The sequence below is a fragment of the Brevefilum fermentans genome (assembly GCF_900184705.1).
In the GTDB taxonomy this organism is placed as follows: domain Bacteria; phylum Chloroflexota; class Anaerolineae; order Anaerolineales; family Anaerolineaceae; genus Brevifilum; species Brevifilum fermentans.
In genome coordinates, this window is the sequence record NZ_LT859958.1 from 2,029,887 (window position 1) to 2,049,874 (window position 19,988).

Annotated in this window: 13 protein-coding genes; 6 read left to right on the forward strand and 7 right to left on the reverse strand. The window is 48.7% G+C overall.

Features of this window, described 5'->3' with window-relative positions:
• Positions 1-92: 92 nt before the first annotated feature.
• The 4 genes from CFX1CAM_RS08845 (at position 93) to CFX1CAM_RS08860 (ending at position 4,400) form a co-directional block, all read left to right on the forward strand.
• A complete protein-coding gene (locus tag CFX1CAM_RS08845; RefSeq protein WP_157891814.1) occupies positions 93-530 on the forward strand; it encodes a DUF488 domain-containing protein in 438 nt (145 codons plus the stop codon).
• Positions 531-608: 78 nt separating this feature from the next.
• Positions 609-2,204 (forward strand): NBR1-Ig-like domain-containing protein, encoded by a 1,596-nt coding sequence (locus CFX1CAM_RS08850; protein WP_087862676.1) that lies wholly within the window; start codon positions 609-611, stop codon positions 2,202-2,204.
• 128 nt (positions 2,205-2,332) lie between these two features.
• Entirely contained in the window at positions 2,333-3,331 is a 999-nt protein-coding gene (locus CFX1CAM_RS08855) for a hypothetical protein (protein WP_087862677.1), read from the forward strand.
• Positions 3,332-3,347: 16 nt separating this feature from the next.
• Positions 3,348-4,400, forward strand: a complete 1,053-nt coding sequence (locus CFX1CAM_RS08860; protein ID WP_087862678.1) for an SIS domain-containing protein — start codon at positions 3,348-3,350, stop codon at positions 4,398-4,400.
• Between the two features lie 56 nt (positions 4,401-4,456).
• Here CFX1CAM_RS08860 and CFX1CAM_RS08865 read toward each other — a convergent pair whose 3' ends face one another.
• A complete protein-coding gene (locus tag CFX1CAM_RS08865; RefSeq protein WP_231940980.1) occupies positions 4,457-5,035 on the reverse strand; it encodes a nitroreductase family protein in 579 nt (192 codons plus the stop codon).
• A gap of 510 nt (positions 5,036-5,545) precedes the next feature.
• On the opposite strand from CFX1CAM_RS08865, the gene CFX1CAM_RS08870 reads away from it, so the two are divergent.
• Positions 5,546-6,979 carry an SdrD B-like domain-containing protein gene (locus CFX1CAM_RS08870; RefSeq protein ID WP_087862680.1) on the forward strand — a complete coding sequence of 478 codons (1,434 nt, stop codon included), beginning with the start codon at positions 5,546-5,548 and terminating at the stop codon, positions 6,977-6,979.
• Positions 6,980-7,025: 46 nt separating this feature from the next.
• Here CFX1CAM_RS08870 and recF read toward each other — a convergent pair whose 3' ends face one another.
• The 3 genes from recF to CFX1CAM_RS08885 form a co-directional block, all read right to left on the reverse strand.
• The gene (gene recF, locus CFX1CAM_RS08875) at positions 7,026-8,234 is read right to left on the reverse strand and encodes a DNA replication/repair protein RecF (protein ID WP_087862681.1); all 1,209 of its coding nucleotides are present in this window, start codon (positions 8,232-8,234) and stop codon (positions 7,026-7,028) included.
• A 6-nt stretch (positions 8,235-8,240) separates the two neighbouring features.
• Complete coding sequence (gene def, locus CFX1CAM_RS08880) at positions 8,241-8,744, reverse strand: peptide deformylase (RefSeq protein ID WP_087863266.1); 504 nt, start codon at positions 8,742-8,744, stop codon at positions 8,241-8,243.
• Between the two features lie 61 nt (positions 8,745-8,805).
• Complete coding sequence (locus CFX1CAM_RS08885) at positions 8,806-10,503, reverse strand: cyclic nucleotide-binding domain-containing protein (protein WP_087862682.1); 1,698 nt, start codon at positions 10,501-10,503, stop codon at positions 8,806-8,808.
• A gap of 210 nt (positions 10,504-10,713) precedes the next feature.
• Between CFX1CAM_RS08885 and CFX1CAM_RS08890 the strand changes: the two genes are divergently transcribed.
• Positions 10,714-15,072 carry a SpoIIE family protein phosphatase gene (locus tag CFX1CAM_RS08890; RefSeq protein ID WP_087862683.1) on the forward strand — a complete coding sequence of 1,453 codons (4,359 nt, stop codon included), beginning with the start codon at positions 10,714-10,716 and terminating at the stop codon, positions 15,070-15,072.
• Between the two features lie 61 nt (positions 15,073-15,133).
• Here the strand turns inward: CFX1CAM_RS08890 and CFX1CAM_RS08895 are convergent, their stop codons facing one another.
• The 3 genes from CFX1CAM_RS08895 to ruvB form a co-directional block, all read right to left on the reverse strand.
• Positions 15,134-17,602 (reverse strand): ATP-dependent Clp protease ATP-binding subunit, encoded by a 2,469-nt coding sequence (locus CFX1CAM_RS08895; RefSeq protein ID WP_162287696.1) that lies wholly within the window; start codon positions 17,600-17,602, stop codon positions 15,134-15,136.
• Positions 17,603-17,760: 158 nt separating this feature from the next.
• Positions 17,761-18,783 (reverse strand): tRNA preQ1(34) S-adenosylmethionine ribosyltransferase-isomerase QueA, encoded by a 1,023-nt coding sequence (queA, locus tag CFX1CAM_RS08900; RefSeq protein WP_087862685.1) that lies wholly within the window; start codon positions 18,781-18,783, stop codon positions 17,761-17,763.
• A gap of 18 nt (positions 18,784-18,801) precedes the next feature.
• The gene (gene ruvB, locus CFX1CAM_RS08905) at positions 18,802-19,833 is read right to left on the reverse strand and encodes a Holliday junction branch migration DNA helicase RuvB (RefSeq protein WP_087862686.1); all 1,032 of its coding nucleotides are present in this window, start codon (positions 19,831-19,833) and stop codon (positions 18,802-18,804) included.
• Positions 19,834-19,988 lie beyond the last annotated feature (155 nt).

The window sequence follows — 19,988 nt, forward strand, 5'->3', positions numbered from 1 at the left end:
TTTGGATTTGAATTTGATTTATTTTTCAAACTCCGCTACAATTAAATATGGCTCAGACGATTTTTACAGTCGGGCATAGCAGCCTGAATTTTATGCAATTCATTACACTGATCCAGGCGAACAACATCAACCATATCGTAGACATTCGCAGCATACCTTACAGCAAGTATGCACCCTGGAGCGATAAGTCGCGCCTGCCTAACATGCTGTTGCCTTTTAAAATTAAGTACACCTATTTAGGTCATAAACTTGGGGGAAAGCCAATTAAAAAAACGAGATCTCCTGAGCAAAGGAACTTACCGCCTCAAGCCGTGTATAACGAGGCGATAAAAGTGTTGATGGAACTTTCCATGCGAAGCCACCTGGCGATCATGTGTGCTGAAGGAGATCCTGGAAGATGCCATCGTCAGCACACAATTGCTCAAACGTTGCTTGCATCCGGGACAAAGGTTCTTCACATCCTGAACGATGGAACAATCAAAGAAGCCTGGATTGAAGAAAAAGCCCCTGATCAACCCCGATTGTTTTAAGCTTTCATAGATTTCATCATATAATTAGAAGACTTGAATAATGCGCTTTGTTATTGAATTAAGCAAAGGGATTTAAACATGTCTGCTCGAAAATTTTGGCTGCTTGCCATCATCATCCTCGTTACCCTGGCCGGGTGCCATTTTCCCGATCAACCCTGGGTCCTGATCGAGATCACAAACCTCGAAAATGGGCAACACGTGCTTTTCAACGAAGGGGTGCTCATTTACGCAAAAGCGAGGTCTTCTCAGGGCATTTCCAGGGTTGAATTGTATATCAACGGTGAGCTAACGGCTACTCAATTACCGGCAAGAGGTAATCCGCGCGACCTCATCGCTGAACTCCCCTTTGCGCCGCTCACGGAAGGCAGTGTGATCGTTTCAGTGTTAGCGGTTGATCGTAAGGGAACGGTTTCAGACCCATTCAGCATCACCCTGAATGTGGTGAGTTCAATCGAAGATATCGAAATTTCATCCACGCCTACGCCAACACCCTCCGCGGAAGAGTTTGCCCAAACTCAAACAGCACAGGCAATCTGCACGAACAGTGCTTCGTTCGTGACCCATGTGACCATCCCGGAAAGTACACAGATATCGACGAATGTGAACTTTACCAAAATCTGGCGTGTAAACAATAATGGCTCCTGTGATTGGATCGGCTATCAGCTGGTTCACTCAGGGGGCGACCACATGGGAGCTGTCTTTCCAAAAGCCCTGCCCGTCGTTAAGGCTGGGTCGAATGCGGATCTTGTTATCGAAATGACGGCACCCTCTCAGCCAGGCACACACACGTCCATCTGGCGGATCCAGGCAGGTGACGGAACCCTGTTCGGTCCGGAGCTCATCACGACTATCAATGTGATCGAGCTCCCCACCCATACACCGGTGCCGACACATACTCAAACACCGACGCTCTCACCAACCCCAACCACGTTCCCAACCCAAACCTACACACCAACGCTCCCGCCAATCAGCGTGCAGCAAATCAGTGCGCAGATCTCCATCCCGCCCAATTCAACGGAAAGCAAAACCATTACTTGCCCTACAGGATCGATTGTCGTTTCAGGTGGATTCTCACATCAATTTGACATTCAGGTATGGCAATCGAAGAAAGATGGCAACGGTTGGAGCATCACCGCCACCAATTTCGACTCTTCAGCGAAGGAGTTAACCATATCAGCCACCTGTTTATTGAATTCGAAAGGAACTAGCAGCACTGTTTCTGAGGAAAAACTAGCGTTGCCAAACGATAAAACAATAATTACAGCCAGTTGTCCCTCAGGATCCCTGGTGACAGGCGGCGGTTGGTCGGTTGAAAACAATGCGCCGGTTAAAATTTTCATTTCAGCCAAATCGGGGAACGATTGGCAGATCAGTGTCCACAATCCGACGGATATTTCGCCCAAAGTCACAGCTTTTGCCATCTGCCTGACCGGCGCTTCTGGCAGCACCTCTCAATATGATAAGAAGGAAAACAAAGTCCCGGCTAACAGTACAGCCAGCGCTCAAATGAATTGCCCTGCTGGCAGTTACGTTACCGGCGGCGGGTTCATCATCGACCAGGAATTGACCTTGTTCCAAACAACACAAGAGGACAACGGCTGGATTAATTTTGTTTCCAACCCAACTGACGAAGATAAACGCCTGGATACCTTTACAATTTGTTATCAACCCTGAACAGACCCCCAGCGAACCTATCAACCATTCGAAGCAGGCATCATTTCCCGGTGCCTGCTTTTTTTGTGGAAAATCTGGGATTGAGTATAATAACCAGGTCCATTAATTAACACGAGGTGACTGACTTTATGCGAAATTTACTCAACCAGGCCTTGATCGCCAGAACCAGAGCTGCGAGCGCCGCAGAAATTATCCAACCTGTCCAAATTGGAAACCCTGTTTTCCAAAATGAATTGGTCTTTTTTATCAAACCCGAGCTGCTCAGTGTGGAAGATGACGCAAAGGTTCTTAACAGTCTGAAAATGATTGAGGATTTGTTCTCCACATACCAGGTTCACATCAATGGTTTGGTGGTTATGCCGGGAAAGGTTCTGGCGGATTACCAGATCATGAATCGGCATTACGGTTTTATCAACCAGCTCTCTCGTGAAGCCTCCCAGATCATCAATGATCAAACCCGGCAAGAAATGTTCCAGGTTCTTAACATCGAGGACGACGGAAGTCACAAAATCCTCGGTGGGCATGAATTCCTACAAACATATTCATCTGATGTCGACACATTGAATGCGATTTGGTTTGGGCAGGGTGCCCAAAAACTCCGCAGCGGGTTTTATTTTGTCGCCATAAACTATAAAGGCGATCCAATCCTGCTTGTCAACGGGTTTAATCCCTCGCAGTTAATGCATTTCACCCGCGAGGATCACTGTATTGTTCTCATGCTGGTTCATAGCAATACCGATTGGTACGATCTCAAATTCAACCTGGTTGGTGATACCTTCCCAGCCCGGGCCAAGCCTGATTCGATTCGGGGGCAACTTCATGCCCATCCTGAACTTTTTGGACTGGATGAAGTGGGTATCAATGCCAATGGCGTACACCTTTCTGCTGGGCCCTTCGAATCAGCCTTCGAAGTGGTCAATTTCTTCGGAGAAATTCTATCCTACACCCCTCGCATCAACCCGCCCCTGGGTATTCAACGTGTCATCGATAGCGGCATCGGCTCAGATCTTGCCCTGTCGCTTCTGAATAACCCCGTCATCGGAGAGAGCGATTTATTCTCTGAAACAGAAAATCTCAACACAGACGCTGCTGTTGAATTTGCCAGAGAAAAATTGCTTGGCTCCTGAACAACTTGAGGAAAACATGAAACCCATTCATCACACCGCTTTATTTCAAGAGATTCATCAACAACCTGCAGTGATCAGCCGGCTCCTCTCTCAGCCGCAAGACGCTATCATCGAACTGGTACAGCAAATCCATGCGAGGAGAATTACCCAGGTTTACATCGCCGCTCGCGGCACCAGTGATAATGCCGCCCGGTATGCGCAATACCTTTTAGGTGCGTACAACAACATGCTGGTCTCCCTGGCAACGCCCAGTTTATTCACGGTTTACCGCCAGAGTCCCAATCTCTCCAACACCCTGGTATTGGGGATCAGCCAGAGCGGTAAAAGCCCGGATATCATCTCCGTGCTGGCAGAAGGCAAACGCCAGGGTGCATTAACAGCAGCCATTACGAACACCGCTGATTCCCCCTTAGGTCACACCGCCGACATAGCCCTCGACCTGCAAGCCGGTGTCGAACGCTCCCTGGCAGCCACCAAAACCTATACAGCGCAGCTCGCCTGCCTGGCACGCCTGTCCTTTGAAATCCATCCAGGTGAAGAACTTCGCCGCAACCTGGAAGAGCTCTCTAACAGCGTAGAAAAAGCCTTGCAACAAACAACCCATATCAACAGCCTGGCCGAACGCTACCGGTACATGACCCACTGTGTGGTCCTCAGCCGGGGATTCAACTATGCAACCGCCTTTGAGTTTTCGCTTAAAATGAAGGAGCTCACTTATACGATCGCAGAGCCCTATTCCAGTGCCGATTTTCAACATGGTCCCCTTGCTCTCATCGACAGCGGTTTTCCGGTGTTCATCTTTGCACCCGGAGGATTGATGGTCTCAGAATTCCAGTCCCTGGTTGAAAAATTCAATCAGCGGGGGGCAGAGGTAATCATGGTCAGTGACCATCCGGACCTCCTCAAATTAACCGAATACACGTTGACCGTTCCCGATGCCGTACCCGAGTGGCTCTCACCGATCACAACCATTATCCCCGGTCAACTTTTCGCCATGTACTTAGCCAATACACGCGGTCTTGATGTCGACAATCCTCGCGGGCTGAAGAAAATCACTGAAACCTGGTAATAAAGAATCGCCACCGAAATGCATGTTTCGGTGGCGATTCTCGAAGTTTTCATTCCCTAAACATCATGCAAAATCAACTCATCCAGTCCCCGTTTGGGCACATGGTGAACATCCTGCTCATCTCGATAGTAAGTCAGGTTTGCTTCCTCATCGACAATATCGACCACGACTTTTTCTGCAGGCTTGCCCAGGGCAATGGCGAGCAAGATTTGGTACCTTGACGGAATCGCCAGCGCCTTGACCAGAACATCACGCTGCACCGAACCGATGATGCAGCCACCCAAGCCTGCCTCAACAGCGCCCAGCAGGATGCTTTGCGCTGCAATGCCATGATCAACGCCAAAGCTCTCACTGATGGCGGTATCCCCCAGGATCAGGATATACGCACTTGGGCGTTCACCTCTGGCTGGACCTGGCCAATCTTTTAAATCGCCCGCCCAGCTTAAGGTAGAGAAGATGGTTTCATTCATCTCCGGTGTGTTGCTTAACCAGTACTTTAACGGCTGCCTGTTCCTGCCCGATGGCGAATATTGCGCCAGACGGATCAATTCACGCAGTGTCTTGCTGTCAACCCGGTAATCCTCGTCAAACCGGCGATAACTGCGGCTTTTTTGGATAAAGTTAATTAGTTTCATCATCTCTCCTCGCCAGGTTTTTTGTTTTCTGAGAAATTGACCTGGCCTAATTCGATTTTTGTTAATCCATTACAATTTCTACGACAATAATTCCTCAATGTAACAACACCATAAAACAATTATAACGAGATAATAAAGTTTCAGAAAATTGTGTTAGGCACTAACATTTTATATCCAAAAAATACATGGCTATCCATCCAATCAATAAAAAACGTTACCAGAAAACACAATAAAACAGCAATCCCACTCGGACATAAGTTAAGAGTCATGCAATCACAGATTTATTTTCACCAATTGTCCCTAAAGCACAAAACCTCCAGCGACCAGGAAAAAGATTTACTTTCTCCAAAAACATTTGATTTTTTGTCATCTTTTATGTTATACTGAATTTTAAGATCGTTCCTCAACAATACGATATAACAATTATTGTGCAAATATTTCCAAACCAAAACTGTTTTCTATCTTTTTAGTGTTTTATACATCTAACCGGTTTTATTTTGGAGAAAACTGATGAAAAAAATATATTTGGTTACCATCATTTTCTTGATTCTATTTGCACTCCTCATAGCTGCCTGTGCCCCATCGGGTCAGTCAACTGATCTGTCCGACATCCACATCGCCGAAACCATGCTGGCGATTGCCATCACTCAAACGTCCATGGCACAAATTCAGCCCCCTGCTACCATAACACAGGAACCATTACCCCCAACTCCCATGCCTACAGATCCACAAATTGATCTTCCTGCAGAAGGGCCACCGGCTGATGAGGAGCAAACCACCGCGCTAACTGAAATTGTTCACCAGGTCACACCGGGTAATCCAGGTTGGATCCACAAATGGTTCTACGATACCGATTCCAGTAAAAATGCTGGCAACAAATCTGTCACGGCAGGCGATGATTTCACTGCCAACTTGTACGAACGTCCCTTCACCGAGGGTGAAATGGTTTATCGCCCAGATATCGATATCAATAAAACCGAAATTTCTGAGGACAACAACTTCTATTACGTGACGATCTACCCCAACAACACACATCCTGTTGGCGGTTTTCAGGCTGCTTATGCTATTGAAATTGATGAAGATTGGGATGGGCGCGGTGATCTGCTGGTTATCGCCGACAGGCCTTCCTCAAACCAATGGGACATCACTGGTCTGAGCGTTTGGCGTGATGGCAACAAAGATGTTGGTGGGCAGACCATCTTGCGTCCCGATACCGGATATTCTGGTGACAGTTACGAACAGGAACTTTTTTCCATCAACGTCCTTAACGATCCAGACGTTGCCTGGGCGAGGGTATCAGAAGGCTCACCAGTATCGGTCTCAATTGCTTTCAAGAAATCACTGCTGACACGGACAACCTTCGTCTGGGGCGTCTGGGCTGCAGACAGCCTGCTCGATCCCGCCCTGTTTGATCATCATGATCATTTCACCAAAGAAGATGCTGGTTCGCCCAATAAATCCCACACCACCTACCCGCTCAAGGCGCTGAACCTGATCGATAACACCTGCCGGGAAACCTACAATTTTGCCGCTACCACACCGATCCAAGGGCTATGCTACAGCCGTGAAGTGCCCATGCCCACGCCTGAAACTCCTAACACCCCTGGAGTGCCCACGCCTGAAACTCCTAACACCCCACAACCTCAATTTGGATACATCGAAGGCATTGCTTTTCAGGACTTCAATAACAACGGTAAACGCGATGCAGGTGAACCTCCTGTCGTATATTATGATGTAAAAATTACACTGCTAAAAGACAGTTGCTTCGGCACAACTGTGACATCAACAACTGCTAAAGAATTTAGTTTCGGCCCACTCGCCCCAGGAACATACTGCGTAACGATCGACCCACCCTTTCCTATGACCACGCCTAGCTTTTATTTATTTTCACTTGGCGCTAATGAAACTATATATCTTGAATTTGGATATGAAACACTGATTTAACAGTAGTGTGTAAATCAAATAAGATGGGCTTTTTTGTTGAATGGATTTAAAAATCAGGAGAGACTAGGCCGCTTTCCACGTGCCAGACAGGGTGTGTACTCACAAATTCAGGATCAACCATTGAAAGGTCCGTTGTCGTCAGCACAGCCTGTTCACAGTCCGTCAGGGCTAGTAACAGGTCTTTTCGCCGTTCGGTATCCAGCTCAGACATTATCTCATCCAGCAGTAACACCGGCCATTCCCCGCTGCGCTGATGCAACCAGTTGATCTCTGCCAATTTCATCGCCAGCAGAGCGGTGCGTCCCTGCCCGCGTGAGCCATAATCGCCCAGGTCGACCTGGTTACTGAGAAAGCGCATCTCGTCCCTGTGCGGTCCGATGGTGGTTATACCGCGGGCAATCTCCTCGCCCTGTTTATTTTTCAACGCCTCAAGCATACCGGATTCGATTTCCTCGCTGGTAATACCGGTGCGGTCGGCAACGGTTTTCACAGGCAGCGTCATCTGTCCATTCGGAACGCTTAGCGGGTCGTAAGCAGGCTGGTAATCCAACCGCAAGACTTCCTGACGCCGGGTCAGATCATAATGCAAGCGTTTGGCTTCAAGTTCCATTTCATGGATAGCCTTGATGCGTTCTTGCATGATAAATGCCCCATGACGGACCAACATGCCATCCCAAATCGCCAGTTGACTGCGGTCTCCACCCCGCTCAGCCAGTTGTTTGAGAAGCGCGTTGCGTTGTGATAGCGTTTGAGAATAATCGCCCAGGTGCCTGACGTATGCAGGAGAAACCTGAGAAATCAGCATATCCAGGTATCGCCTGCGTTCAGCAGGCCCTTCTTCAATAATCCGGGACATTTGCGGGAGAAACAGAACGGCATTCAAAAATCCGATCAACTCATTCAGCTTGCGCTTGACGCCATCCAGCAGGACTTCCTTCCGAAACCGCTGATTGCCGTTGATACTGTTGGGCTCGCGAATTAAGCGCACTTCAATACGGTGCGTTTGCCCCCGTTTTTGAATTTCTCCGACAATTCGGCTGACTGCAATTCGATCTGCAGGTGCCGTGAAGCTGATTAATTGCCGATCAGTGCTGGCATGAAAGGAGGTAAATGTCGATAATAAATAAATCGCTTCAAGCAGCGTCGTCTTACCCTGGGCATTATCACCCACCAACAGAAAGATTTCCCGGGGAAATTCAAGGTCCAGCCGGGAAAAACTTCGAAAGTTGGTCAGCGACAAATGCTTAACATACATTGAAAATTAAATCGTTTCCATCTCATCCTGGTCTGACTGCCAGATTTTTTCCGCACGGTCCGTATATAAAACGCCGTTAAGATGATCAATTTCATGCTGAAAAATCCTCGCCAGCCAGCCCTGTGCCCGGATCTTCATGTTTTTTCCCTGACGATTCTGACCACGTACCGTCACTACCTGCGACCGCGCCACCTCTCCTGCGAATCCTGGCACGGAAAGGCAGCCTTCAATCCCTAATACCTGTTCTTCAGACTGTTGAACAATTTCTGGATTGGCCACGACAAACAATTGCTCTGGAATAGTTTCATCATCCTCATTACCAAACTCAACCACGATCAATTGCTTTGAAACGCCAATCTGAGGAGCAGCAAGTCCCACGCCAGGGGCTTCTCGCATGGTTTCGATCATGTCATCGATCAGTATTTGCAGATCTTCATCAAAAACTTCAACCGGTTGTGCTTTTTGACGTAAAACGGCTTCTTGATAAGGGTATATTTTTCGAATAGCCATCATTCATACTCCCGATACATTTTACCAGTAAGTTCCATTAACCGTTTACAACGGCTTTCTCTTATTCAGAAGGGTTAATTTTACCCCGCACTTGGCGACGTGTTGCCTGCGATTCAGCAGCCTTTCGATGGTACGTGGCTATCCACTCCGAAAAGCGCTCTCTTTCTGCGTCAATCTCGAATTGCCTGACGGTTTCAAGCCGTTCACCCATCCGATAAAAAATATCTTCCTGCACCCTGGAGGGATTGTAAACATGATCGAATGATAAACGCGAGTTTCCAACGACAATGTAAACCGTTCCAAAATTAAATAAATAACCCCAAAAGCCCAATCGCTCATACTCAATGCTGAGCACGTTTTCCAACGGGGCTGATCGGCGACGGGTTTTTCCCAGGGGTTTGCGATCCAAATCGATAATTTGGTCAAGGGTTAACATAAATATGTCATTGCGCCAATCAACATAGACATAAACCATCCACAGGAAGATCGCGAACAAAAACAACATGATGAACGCCAGAGTCTCGGTAATCGGAACAAACGACAGTCTCCCGCCCATCCGTAATATGGCAACAGCAACCGCACCGATCATCAACAAGCCCGGCAGCCAAATTCCTCGGACGAGGACAAACCAGTGCTTACGGTAAATGATCGCCCCGTCCTGTTCATGGCGCAAGCGGATAAAGCCCGAAAACAACCAGGCAAAAAACCCTGGTTCCTTCTCTTCCGCTTGAAGACGAACTGCTGCACGCTTGACGGGTTCTTCTTCAACAACGTCTTCAGCGTCCCGGGCAAAATTTAATTTTTCCTGTAATTTTCGGCTCATAATGCGCGCCTCGTCCCGTCTGTCTACCGATTGAGAGCGCTGCCAGTACGATTCGATCATACTGGCTGTGACTTCAGTGTGCGCGATTTCACGCAAGCGGAGTGTGCCCACATAGGTCGTCACGACCACGTCACCAAAGCCCAATAAGGTTCCCAGCCGAGTGCGATGAACACCCACCGACATGATTGTGCGTAATGGTGCCTCCTGCCGGCTTTCATAAATGAAGGCGATCTTTTCCATCCACACCACGCGCTTGTTGGTCACAATGAAATAATCATTCCGCCAATCCACATAAGCCCAAACCAGCCAAAATAGGCTTGCGGGGAGGCCGATCGCCAGGACAACCCACCCGAAAACTTGCCCTGGCAACCAAAGCATTTGCATTAAAACAGTCGCCAATAACACAAATACACCGACAGCGACAGGTTTCGCCAGTTTCGACCACAGGATGGCCGGATGTCGGCGGGTCATGACATGGACAAATTCATCTTCATGCAGCCAGGGCAATGTAATCACGGTTGCAAGCCGTCGGCTTTGGATGGAAACATCCAACGACGCCTCCAGATCTGGCAATTCGTCATGGATTTCGAAATAGTGCTTGTAATCTAAGGCGAGGACAATCGTCTCCCCTGAGGCAACGGCTCGATAGTCGCGCAAATCGTCATAAAGTAACGCTTCTTCACCAAAAATATCTCCCCTGGAAAGCTTTGCCATAAGAAATTCATCATCGGCTTGTTCGAAAGACAGAACCACCTGACCCTCATAAACAACAAACATCGTCTCCGATATGTCGCCGATATTAAATATCACGTCGCCATCTTGAAAAACTATCGGAACGAAAGCGTTCGCCAAAAAGCCCACTTCTCTGGGATTAAGTTGCGCAAAAAGCGGAACTTGTGAGATGACTTCAACGATGGTGTCTTTCCTGATGCTCATAAGTACAAGTATAAAACAAGTTCTTGCTTTGTGAAACAACTCGTCCAGGAGATAAAACAGTTTCAGAAATAACAGGGGGATCAAAGAAGGTGCCCCGCCCTCTGTAGTTTTAAAAAACCTGCCCTGCCCGAGTTTCAAGGTTCTTTAACAAATTTACTACTTATATGATATAATTTATCAGGTTATTGATGACCAGCGAATAAAAAGAAAATGAACTGCACAAATTGCCAGTCTGAACTGCCTTTGGGTGCACATATATGTCCATCCTGTGGCTTCCCTGTTTCCGTCAATATACAGCGAGAAGATCTCTATTTCTCACGCCTGGCTTCCTTCGCACCCGACTCATTGATCCGGAAAGTCCGCGCCGCACCCTATCTTACCAAAGAGCGACGCAACGTCACTGCGATCATGACAACGATTGCAAACGATACTGAGATCGACAATAAAATCCCCAAAAAAGAACGCGTTGAAATCTTCAACGACCTCCTCGATTTGATCGCAAAACGCGTCTACGAATATGAGGGCGCGATTGCCAAGCTGTGGAAGAACACAGCCCTCGCCTTTTTCGGCGCTCCCATTTCCCACGAAGATGATCCATTGCGTGCGGTTCATACAGCTTCTCTAATTCTTAAGGATATCGACAGCCTCAATCAAAAGCTGAAGACCGCCTATGACCTGGTCATCCAAATGAAAATTGTCCTCAATACCGGGCCAATCCTGATTGGAAATATCAAACCCAATTTGAAATTCGACTTTCAATCTCTCAATGGGGCGATTGAATGTATTGATCTTGCCATCGCCGCAGAGATTCCCAAATCAAGGGTCGTGCTGTTTGACGACACCTATCAGTTTATTCGTTCGTTCGTCAAAGGTAGAAAATTGGAACCCGTTTTTTGTGAAGATAGCCGTGAGCTGCTCAATCTTTGGCAGGTCGATCAAATAATCGATCGAAGATCGTCATTACATCGCTCACCCATCTCTCACACAACCAGCATGATTGGACGAAAAAAAGAACTGGATTCATTACTCGAACTCAGTGAAACCGTTTTAGCCGGCTTAGGTCGTGTTGGCTTGATTTTAGGAGAACCGGGCATCGGTAAATCCAGGTTGATTCTGGAATGGAAACGCCTCATGCAATCCCAGAACATAACGGCACCGATCCGCTGGATTGAATCGCATAGCCTGGCTTTCGGACAGGAATTTGCCTACCACCTGCTCAAAGACCTCCTGCGTGCTGCACTTGAAATCACGACAACGACTCCCGATTCCCGTGCTAAAGGAATGTCAGAAGCCGTGTTTATGGAGGATATCTGCCTGGGTGATGAGAATCTACAACTTTACCTTGCTCATCTTTTAGAATTTGATCTTACTGAGCAAGAAGAAGTTCAGGTCCACCTTTTACAAGCTCAGGAACTGCGTAACAAGTATCTGCAATCGGTTCAAACCCTTTTTCGCTGTCTTTCAAATCAACAACCGCTGATTATCGTTTTGGAGGATCTCCAATGGGCAGATGCATCTTCAGTGGACCTTCTGATTGACCTCCTTTCCCTGACGACATCGTCCCCCATCCTGTTTTGCCTGGTGTCACGCCAGGAACGGGATTCCATCGGTTGGAATCTAATCAAAGCTGCAAGAGAAAGAATTGGGCTTAGATTAACCGAGCTTAAATTAGAAAACCTGTCAGAAGATGAAAGCCAATCTTTCGTTGAACAATTGATTAACACCAAAGAAATCCCAGAAATCATCCGAACTGCAGTGCTCAACAAATCCGAGGGAAATCCCTACTTTATCGAAGAACTGATCAATATGCTGATTAACGAAGGCGTCCTGCAAAAAAAGGGGGAAAAGGTCATCGTTTCAACGAAAATTGATCAAGCCCGTATCCCCGATAGCCTGCAGGGCTTGCTGACCGCGCGCATTGACCGTTTACCAGAGGATGCGCGTTTGACGCTGCGCATTGCCAGCGTGATTGGGCGCTATTTTCCTGAAAAGGTAATCGCACTTGTTATGAAGGAACATGCGCCGGGCGTCAACTTGCTGACACAGCTCAACATTCTTGAATCATTGCAGATTCTTTCCGTAGCCGAAGTAAAACCTGCCCTAACGTACAAATTCCACCATATCTTAATGCACGAGGCTGCCTATCATTCCATCGTTGAAACCGATCGGATTGATCTGCATCGCAGTGTTGGCTTGGCATTAGAAGATTTATACCCCGAGCAAAAAGAGCGGTTAGCACCCCAGTTGGCGCACCATTTTCTAATTACCAACGACACAAAAAAGGCTTATCAATATTTGGATCTGGCTGGGCATGCCTCCATGGATGCCTTTGCCACTGCTGAGGCAGAGGTTTATTTTGCCAGGGCAATCACCCAGACGACAGACCCTGAACAATTGGCGCACCTCTACATCGATTTAGGGGAAGCCCGTGCTCAACAGGGAAACCATCGCCAGGCCGTTCATGCCTGGAATAAAGCCATTGATTACCTTGAACGTTTCAACGATCCCGATCGCCTGGCCAGAACATATGCTCGGTCTGCGCGCTCTGCCTGGTGGGGTTATACCCCGCAATACAGCCTTGAAATCTGTCTCAGGGGGATGAAAGCCATAGAGGGGGCAAAAGAAAGTCCCGATATTGCCTACCTCATCCATGAGACCGGTCGTGCCTATTTCTTTAACGATCAACCCGATAAAGCCCGTGCCTTTAGTGAGCAATCTCTTGAAATGGCTCAGCGTTTAGGCGCAGCAGAAGTTCAGGCAGAAGCCCTGGCAACCATTGGCGTCCTTCCCACAACCAGCCCAGAACAGGCTGTTGAAGCCCTTGAAAAGGCTGTAAAAATCAGTGAGGAAAACGATTTGTTTGGATCGGCTTCGCGTGCTTATATCAACCTGGCTTTGGTGGTCGACAATCTTGGCAAGGTCCGTCTCGCAAGGGATTATCGCATGCGTGCGATCCAGCTCGGCAGGAAGATCGGCGGTCTTTCTGAAGAGTTGTTACTATATCGAGCAATCGCCCGGGCATCAATCTGGTTAGCCGACTTTCAAGATGCTGAAATTCGACTCTCTAAAAGCGAACAGTTAATCCAACAGACCGAAACGCACCTCTCAGAATCCGGATTGACCCAATCCTACCTGAAAGGAAACCTTCTTCGCTTAAAGGGAGATTTCAACCAGGCAATCGAGATCTTCACCGAATTAATTAGCCACAGTCGTCAACTGGGGGCCGAGCAGCAATTAATCGATGCCCACCGCGCATTAACTGAAGCCATTCTTGAGCCTTATCTACTTGGTGATCCCAATCACAGTGCACTCGATTTAGACATCGCCCTTAAAATGCTTGAAACTGCCCAAACAAAATCGGCAGACGAGACAAATTATTCCCAGATTGGCTCTTTATGCCTGAAGAGTGATATTTATACATCCAAAAAAGATTTTGCAAATGCCAGGCTGGCGTTAATGGAAGCCGAAGAGGCTTATCGCGCCCATCCCAATATGAGCGACCAGGTCAGGATTCTCCACGCAAATGCCAGAATAGAAGCAGGAGAAAAAAACTATCAGGAAGCGATTGTCTTGCTCACAGAACTGGATCGCATGCTTGAGAAGATGGAAGGACGCTGGTGGCGCGCGCGTGTATGGCTGGAGCTCGGTGAGATCCATCTACAAAGGAACGACCCGGAAGATGTCGACCAGGCACAGAATTATTTCCGTGATTCGCTGGCAGAATTTCTCTCAATGGGCGTGAATTATTACCCTGACATCATTACCGAAAAATTACGCCAGGTCAAACACCTTTCCCGGGCCCACGCGATTGCTCATCGCAAAATTTCTGAAGAAATGGTGCAGGCCGGACGGATACAACACAGCTTAATTCCCACACAATCGCCGGTGATCGATGGATACGATATTAATGGCACCCTGCTGCCCGCGCGTGAGACCTCCGGTGATTTTTATGATTTCATTAAACTGGACGATGGAAAACTTGGCATTGTTATTGCTGATGTCGGCGATAAAGGCGCCGGGGCTGCGCTGTATATGGCTATGAGCCGAACCTTGATCCGCACTTATGCAAGAGAAAGCCGGATGAGCCCTGAGCATGTCCTGCACGAACTCAACCGGCGTATCCTGATAGACACGGAATTTGGCATCTTTCTAACCGTCGTTTTCGGCATCCTGGACCCCGAACAGGGAACCTTTACTTATGTTAACGCCGGTCACAATCCACCCATCCTGCTCAGCCAGAAAAACGATCAGATCGAATTAACTGAGCTTAAGAAAACCGGCTCACTGGTTGGCATCTTCCCAGAAAATACATGGGAAGAAAAAACGATCACAATCCACAGCGGCGATGTGCTAATCCTCTATACAGATGGCATTACCGAGGCACAAAACGAAGACGATGAATTTTTCGGGATCGAACGGTTTGTTAAGACCTTGAAGGACAATTTCTCCCCATCCGCAGAAGATTTACGTAACTGCATTTTAGAAGATGTGCAGGCATTTACCGGCACGTCGCCGCGCTTAGATGACATCACCCTGGTCGTGATCGCGAAGCATCTCAATCATTCATGAAATACGATTTAAGAAAAAAGCCTGGCTGGAAGAGCCAGGCTCATTGCTGTTCAAGCAATTTTCACTGCGATATTTCAGCCTGATCCAGATCGGGTACACTTGCCGCCTTCTTTTTCTTGAAAACCACCTGTTCATCTTCAATATCGATCAAAACAGTATCGCCATAAACAAACTCACCCGAAAGCAAGCTGATGGAGAGCGGGCTTTCAACATGCTTCTGCAGGGCTCGCTTAAGCGGACGCGCTCCGAAAGCCGGGTCGTAACCTTCGTTAGCCAGCCAGAGTCTGGCTGCCTCTGACAATTCAACCTGTAAACCATGATCTGCCAGCCGCACCTGGATCTCTTTCATCTGCAGAACCACAATTTTCTCCATATCATCCTTTGAAAGCTGTGAAAACAGGATGATTTCATCGATGCGGTTGAGGAATTCGGGCCTGAAAGCGCCTTTGAGGGCTTTTTCAATTTTCTCCTTGTCGGCTTTATCGGATTCATCCGTTGAGCTCAAAAAGCCCAGGGTTCCACCCTTGGTCACGTATTCAGTCCCAAGGTTGCTGGTCATGATCAAAACCGTATTTCTGAAATCAACCACCCGACCCTGTCCATCGGTCAGGCGCCCATCATCGAGGATTTGCAACAGCGCATTCCACACCTCAGGATGCGCTTTCTCTATCTCGTCAAATAACACCACCCGGTAAGGGCGCCGACGGACAGCTTCGGTCAGTTGACCGCCTTCCTCGTAGCCCACATATCCGGGTGGGGCACCAAACAAGCGTGAAACAGAATGCTGTTCGCGGTATTCGCTCATATCAATCCGCACCAGCGCATCTTCATCGTCAAACAAGAAGTCAGCCAGGGCTTTTGCCAGTTCAGTTTTCCCCACGCCAGATGGACCGATAAAAATAAATGAGCCAATCGGTCTGCGCGGGTCCTTTAACCCGCTTCTGGCCCGACGAATAGCATCAGCCAGCGCCTCCACCGCCTTTGCCTGCCCAACCAGGTGTTCATGCAATCGGTCTTCCATTTGCAGAAGTTTGTCTTTCTCATCTTCCAACATCTGGGAAACAGGGATACCCGTCCACTGGCTGATCACCTCGGTGATGTCAGACACATCCACCACCTCATCAAGCTTGTGCTCCTGTTCCCAACGGTCACGTAGGTGATTAAATTCTCCCTCGAGGCGCAATCGATCAGATTTCAAGCGGGCTGCACGTTGATAATCGCGCTCAACACCCGCGTTTTCTTCCTCTTTCATCAGGCGATCGATCTCATTCTTCACTTTCTTAAGATCATCGGGCAGCGAATACAGGGTCACCCGCAGTTTGGCTGCAGCTTCATCGATCAGATCGATGGCTTTATCCGGTAAGCGCCGATCGGTGACATAACGGGCAGATAATTTCGCCGCCTGGACGAGAGCTTCATCGGAAAACGTCACTTTATGATGGGCTTCGTAGCGGTCACGCAGACCGTACAACATCTCTATCGTATCATCAACGGAAGGTTCTTCCACATAGATGGGTGCAAACCGCCGTTCCAGGGCTGCATCTTTCTCGATATATTTATGATATTCATCCAATGTGGTCGCACCGACGCACTGCAGCTCACCGCGTGCCAGCGCGGGCTTAAGCATGCTGGAAGCATCCATCGCACCCTGGGCTGCACCTGCACCTACCACGGTATGGAGCTCATCAATGAACAGGATGATTTCACCTTCCGAACGTTGGATTTCTTCAATGGACGCTTTTAATCGCTCCTCAAACTCCCCTCTGAAGCGCGACCCGGCGATCATGGCACCGAGATCGAGGGAAATAACCCGTTTGCCCATTAATATTTCAGGCACATCATCGGTGGCAACCTTTTGGGAAAGACCTTCAACAATTGCGGTTTTGCCAACGCCGGCTTCACCGATCAACACCGGGTTATTCTTCGTCCTTCGGCACAAAATCTGGATCAAGCGCAGAATTTCAGTATCGCGTCCTATCACTGGGTCCAGCTTTCCCTCACGGGCTAGTTGGGTCAGGTCACGCGAATATTTTTCCAGCGTGCGGTAACGTGTTTCAGCCTTAGGATCAGTCACCTTCTGACCGCCGCGCAACTCATCGATCGCATCCATCACACGCTGTCGGGTGATGCCCACATCTTCTAACAGGCGAGATGACGGCGTGTTGCGTTCGCTGAGGATAGCCAGGAAGAGGTGCTCCGTAGAGATGTAATCATCCTTCAAATTATAGGCTTCCTGGTTGGCCTGATCAACAATCCGTTTGACCCGCGGTGTGATTAATACCTGTCCGGCACCGCCACCAAAAATATTCGCTTTCGGACTGGTCCTCAGGATATAATCCAACCGCTCTTTGAAGTTTTCTCCATCGATATTAAGGGTCGCAAACAATTGTGGAATCACACCCTGAGGCTGCTCGATCAACGCCAGCAGGATATGTTCAGTATCAATCTGGGTGTGCCCATAACGTTGAATAATCTCAGCAGCGCGCTGAGCAGCTTCCTGGGCACGTTCTGTAAAACGATCAAATCGCATCATAATCGTACTTATCCTTAGTCGTGTGTGTAACCGAGTTCTGATAGAACATATGAATTATAACATTTTTACTGCTACACCGAAAGAATTATGACGAGAAGTATATAAATTATTAACAGTGTGTCAAAACAGGCTGCAAGATCTCAACCAGGCTCAATTCACAAGATCAGCATGGCATCGCCAAAAGAATAGAACCGATAACCCTCATCAATGGCAACCTGGTAAGCCTTGAAAATCAGATCACGTCCTGCAAAGGCACTCACCAACATCAGCAAAGTCGATTTTGGCAAATGAAAATTCGTAATCATGATGTCCACCGCGTTGAAAATAAACCCGGGCAGGATAAACAGATCGGTATGCCCACAACTTGCTGCAACCACCTGGCCATTCGCGCGTCCCCGAGCCGCTGTTTCCAGGGTCCGCACGCTGGTCGTTCCCACCGACACCACCCGCCCACCGGCTGCCTTGGCTGCATTAATTTGGTCAGCGGTTTGCTGGTTGAGCAGACACCATTCAGTGTGAATCTTGTGTTCCCTGGGGTCGGCTTCGGTCACGGGTGCAAAGGTGTCCAAACCCACATGCAGGGTTACCCTGGCAAACAGGATCCCCTGATCCAAAAGTTTTTTAATCAGCGGGTCTGTAAAATGCAGACCGGCGGTCGGCGCTGCAGCAGAACCCGGCGTGGTGGCATACACAGTCTGGTAACGTTCCAGATCATCCAGCCGGGTATGAATGTAAGGCGGTAAGGGCACATGCCCGACACGCTCAAAAAAAGGTTCGATGGGTTCGTCAAAGCGCAACCGGCGTTTGGGACCCTCCAGCACCTCGATAATCTCTACCTCAGGACCGCCCGCAATGGTCAACCGTCTGCCCGGTATCAAACCCTTCCCGCCCACCCATGCGGTCCAGGTACGAGCATCGTTTCTTTCCAGCAGCAGCAACTCCACCTTTCCTCCGCCAGGTTGTTTAGTAGCGAAGATGCGGGCTGGGATCACCCGGGTCTCATTAATCACCACAACATCGCCCGGCTTTAAAAAGCGGTCAATTTCCCAAAAACAACGGTGCTCAATTTTCCCCGTGCTGCGATCCACAATCATCAAGCGTGAATCGTGACGGGGCGTGATGGGGGTTTGCGCGATCCGATCCAGGGGCAGATCGTAATCAAATTCTGCAGTGCGCACTTTCGATCTCCAACAGATTTAGAACAACTTCTGCTGTGGATTCTGCCGATCAACCTCGATCCCCAGGTGCTCATAAGCGCTGTGCGTTGCCATTCGACCCTGGGATGTGCGTTCCAGGAAACCCAATTGCATCAAATAGGGCTCCACCACATCCATGATGGTATCCGGCTCTTCACTCACTGAAGCCGCGATGGTATTCAAACCCACCGGACCGCCATTGTATTTCTCAATCACACACAACAGCACCCGGCGATCCAATTCATCCAACCCGAGCTTATCGATATCCAACAGGTCCAGGGCAGCCTTCGAAACCTCCCCAGAGATCCTTCCATCAGCCCGAACCTGGGCATAATCCCGTACTCGACGCAGCATGCGCAGTGCCACACGGGGCGTGCCGCGCGCTCGACTGGCGATCTCCTTCACTCCAAGAGCATCAGATTCAATCTGGAGCAACCTCGCCCCGCGCTGAATGATCTCGATCAATGCGTCGACATCATAATAATCCACCCGGTAAGTTGCACCAAACCGGGCACGCAGGGGTGAAGTGATCAAAGCCAGCCGGGTGGTCGCACCCACCACGGTGAAATGTGGTAATTTCAAGCGGATAGAGCGTGCAGCAGGACCTTTTCCAATCACAATATCCAGCGAAAAATCCTCCATTGCCGGGTAGAGCACCTCTTCCACAACTCGACCCAGGCGATGGATCTCATCAATAAATAAAATATCGCCCTGGTGCATGTTCGTCAGGATGGCTGCCAGGTCGCCTGCTCGTTCAATCGCAGGTCCCGAGGTCACCTTGATGTTAACTCCCATTTCGTTCGCCAGGATATGCGCCAGGGTCGTTTTTCCCAGACCGGGCGGACCGTAAAAAAGCACGTGGTCAAGCGCTTCTGTGCGCAATTTTGCTGCTTCAATCAGAATCAATAAATTTTCTTTAATCTGCACCTGCCCGATTAACTCAGTCAGGTAGGTCGGGCGTAATGCCCGGTCAAATCGATCCTCAGGCTGTACTTCGCCATCGGTGATGCGATTGGATGCTGTTGAGGTCATAGGATCGATTATACCCGAACAAATTGTTTTTCTATCCACCAGCATGGTTGTTAAGTGGATCGATCACCCGGGCTTGGCTGACCTCCATCGGTCTTCCACCTGATTCCGATCAAGCCGACAGTGAAATCAAAAAAGGTGATATTATAGTGAAAACA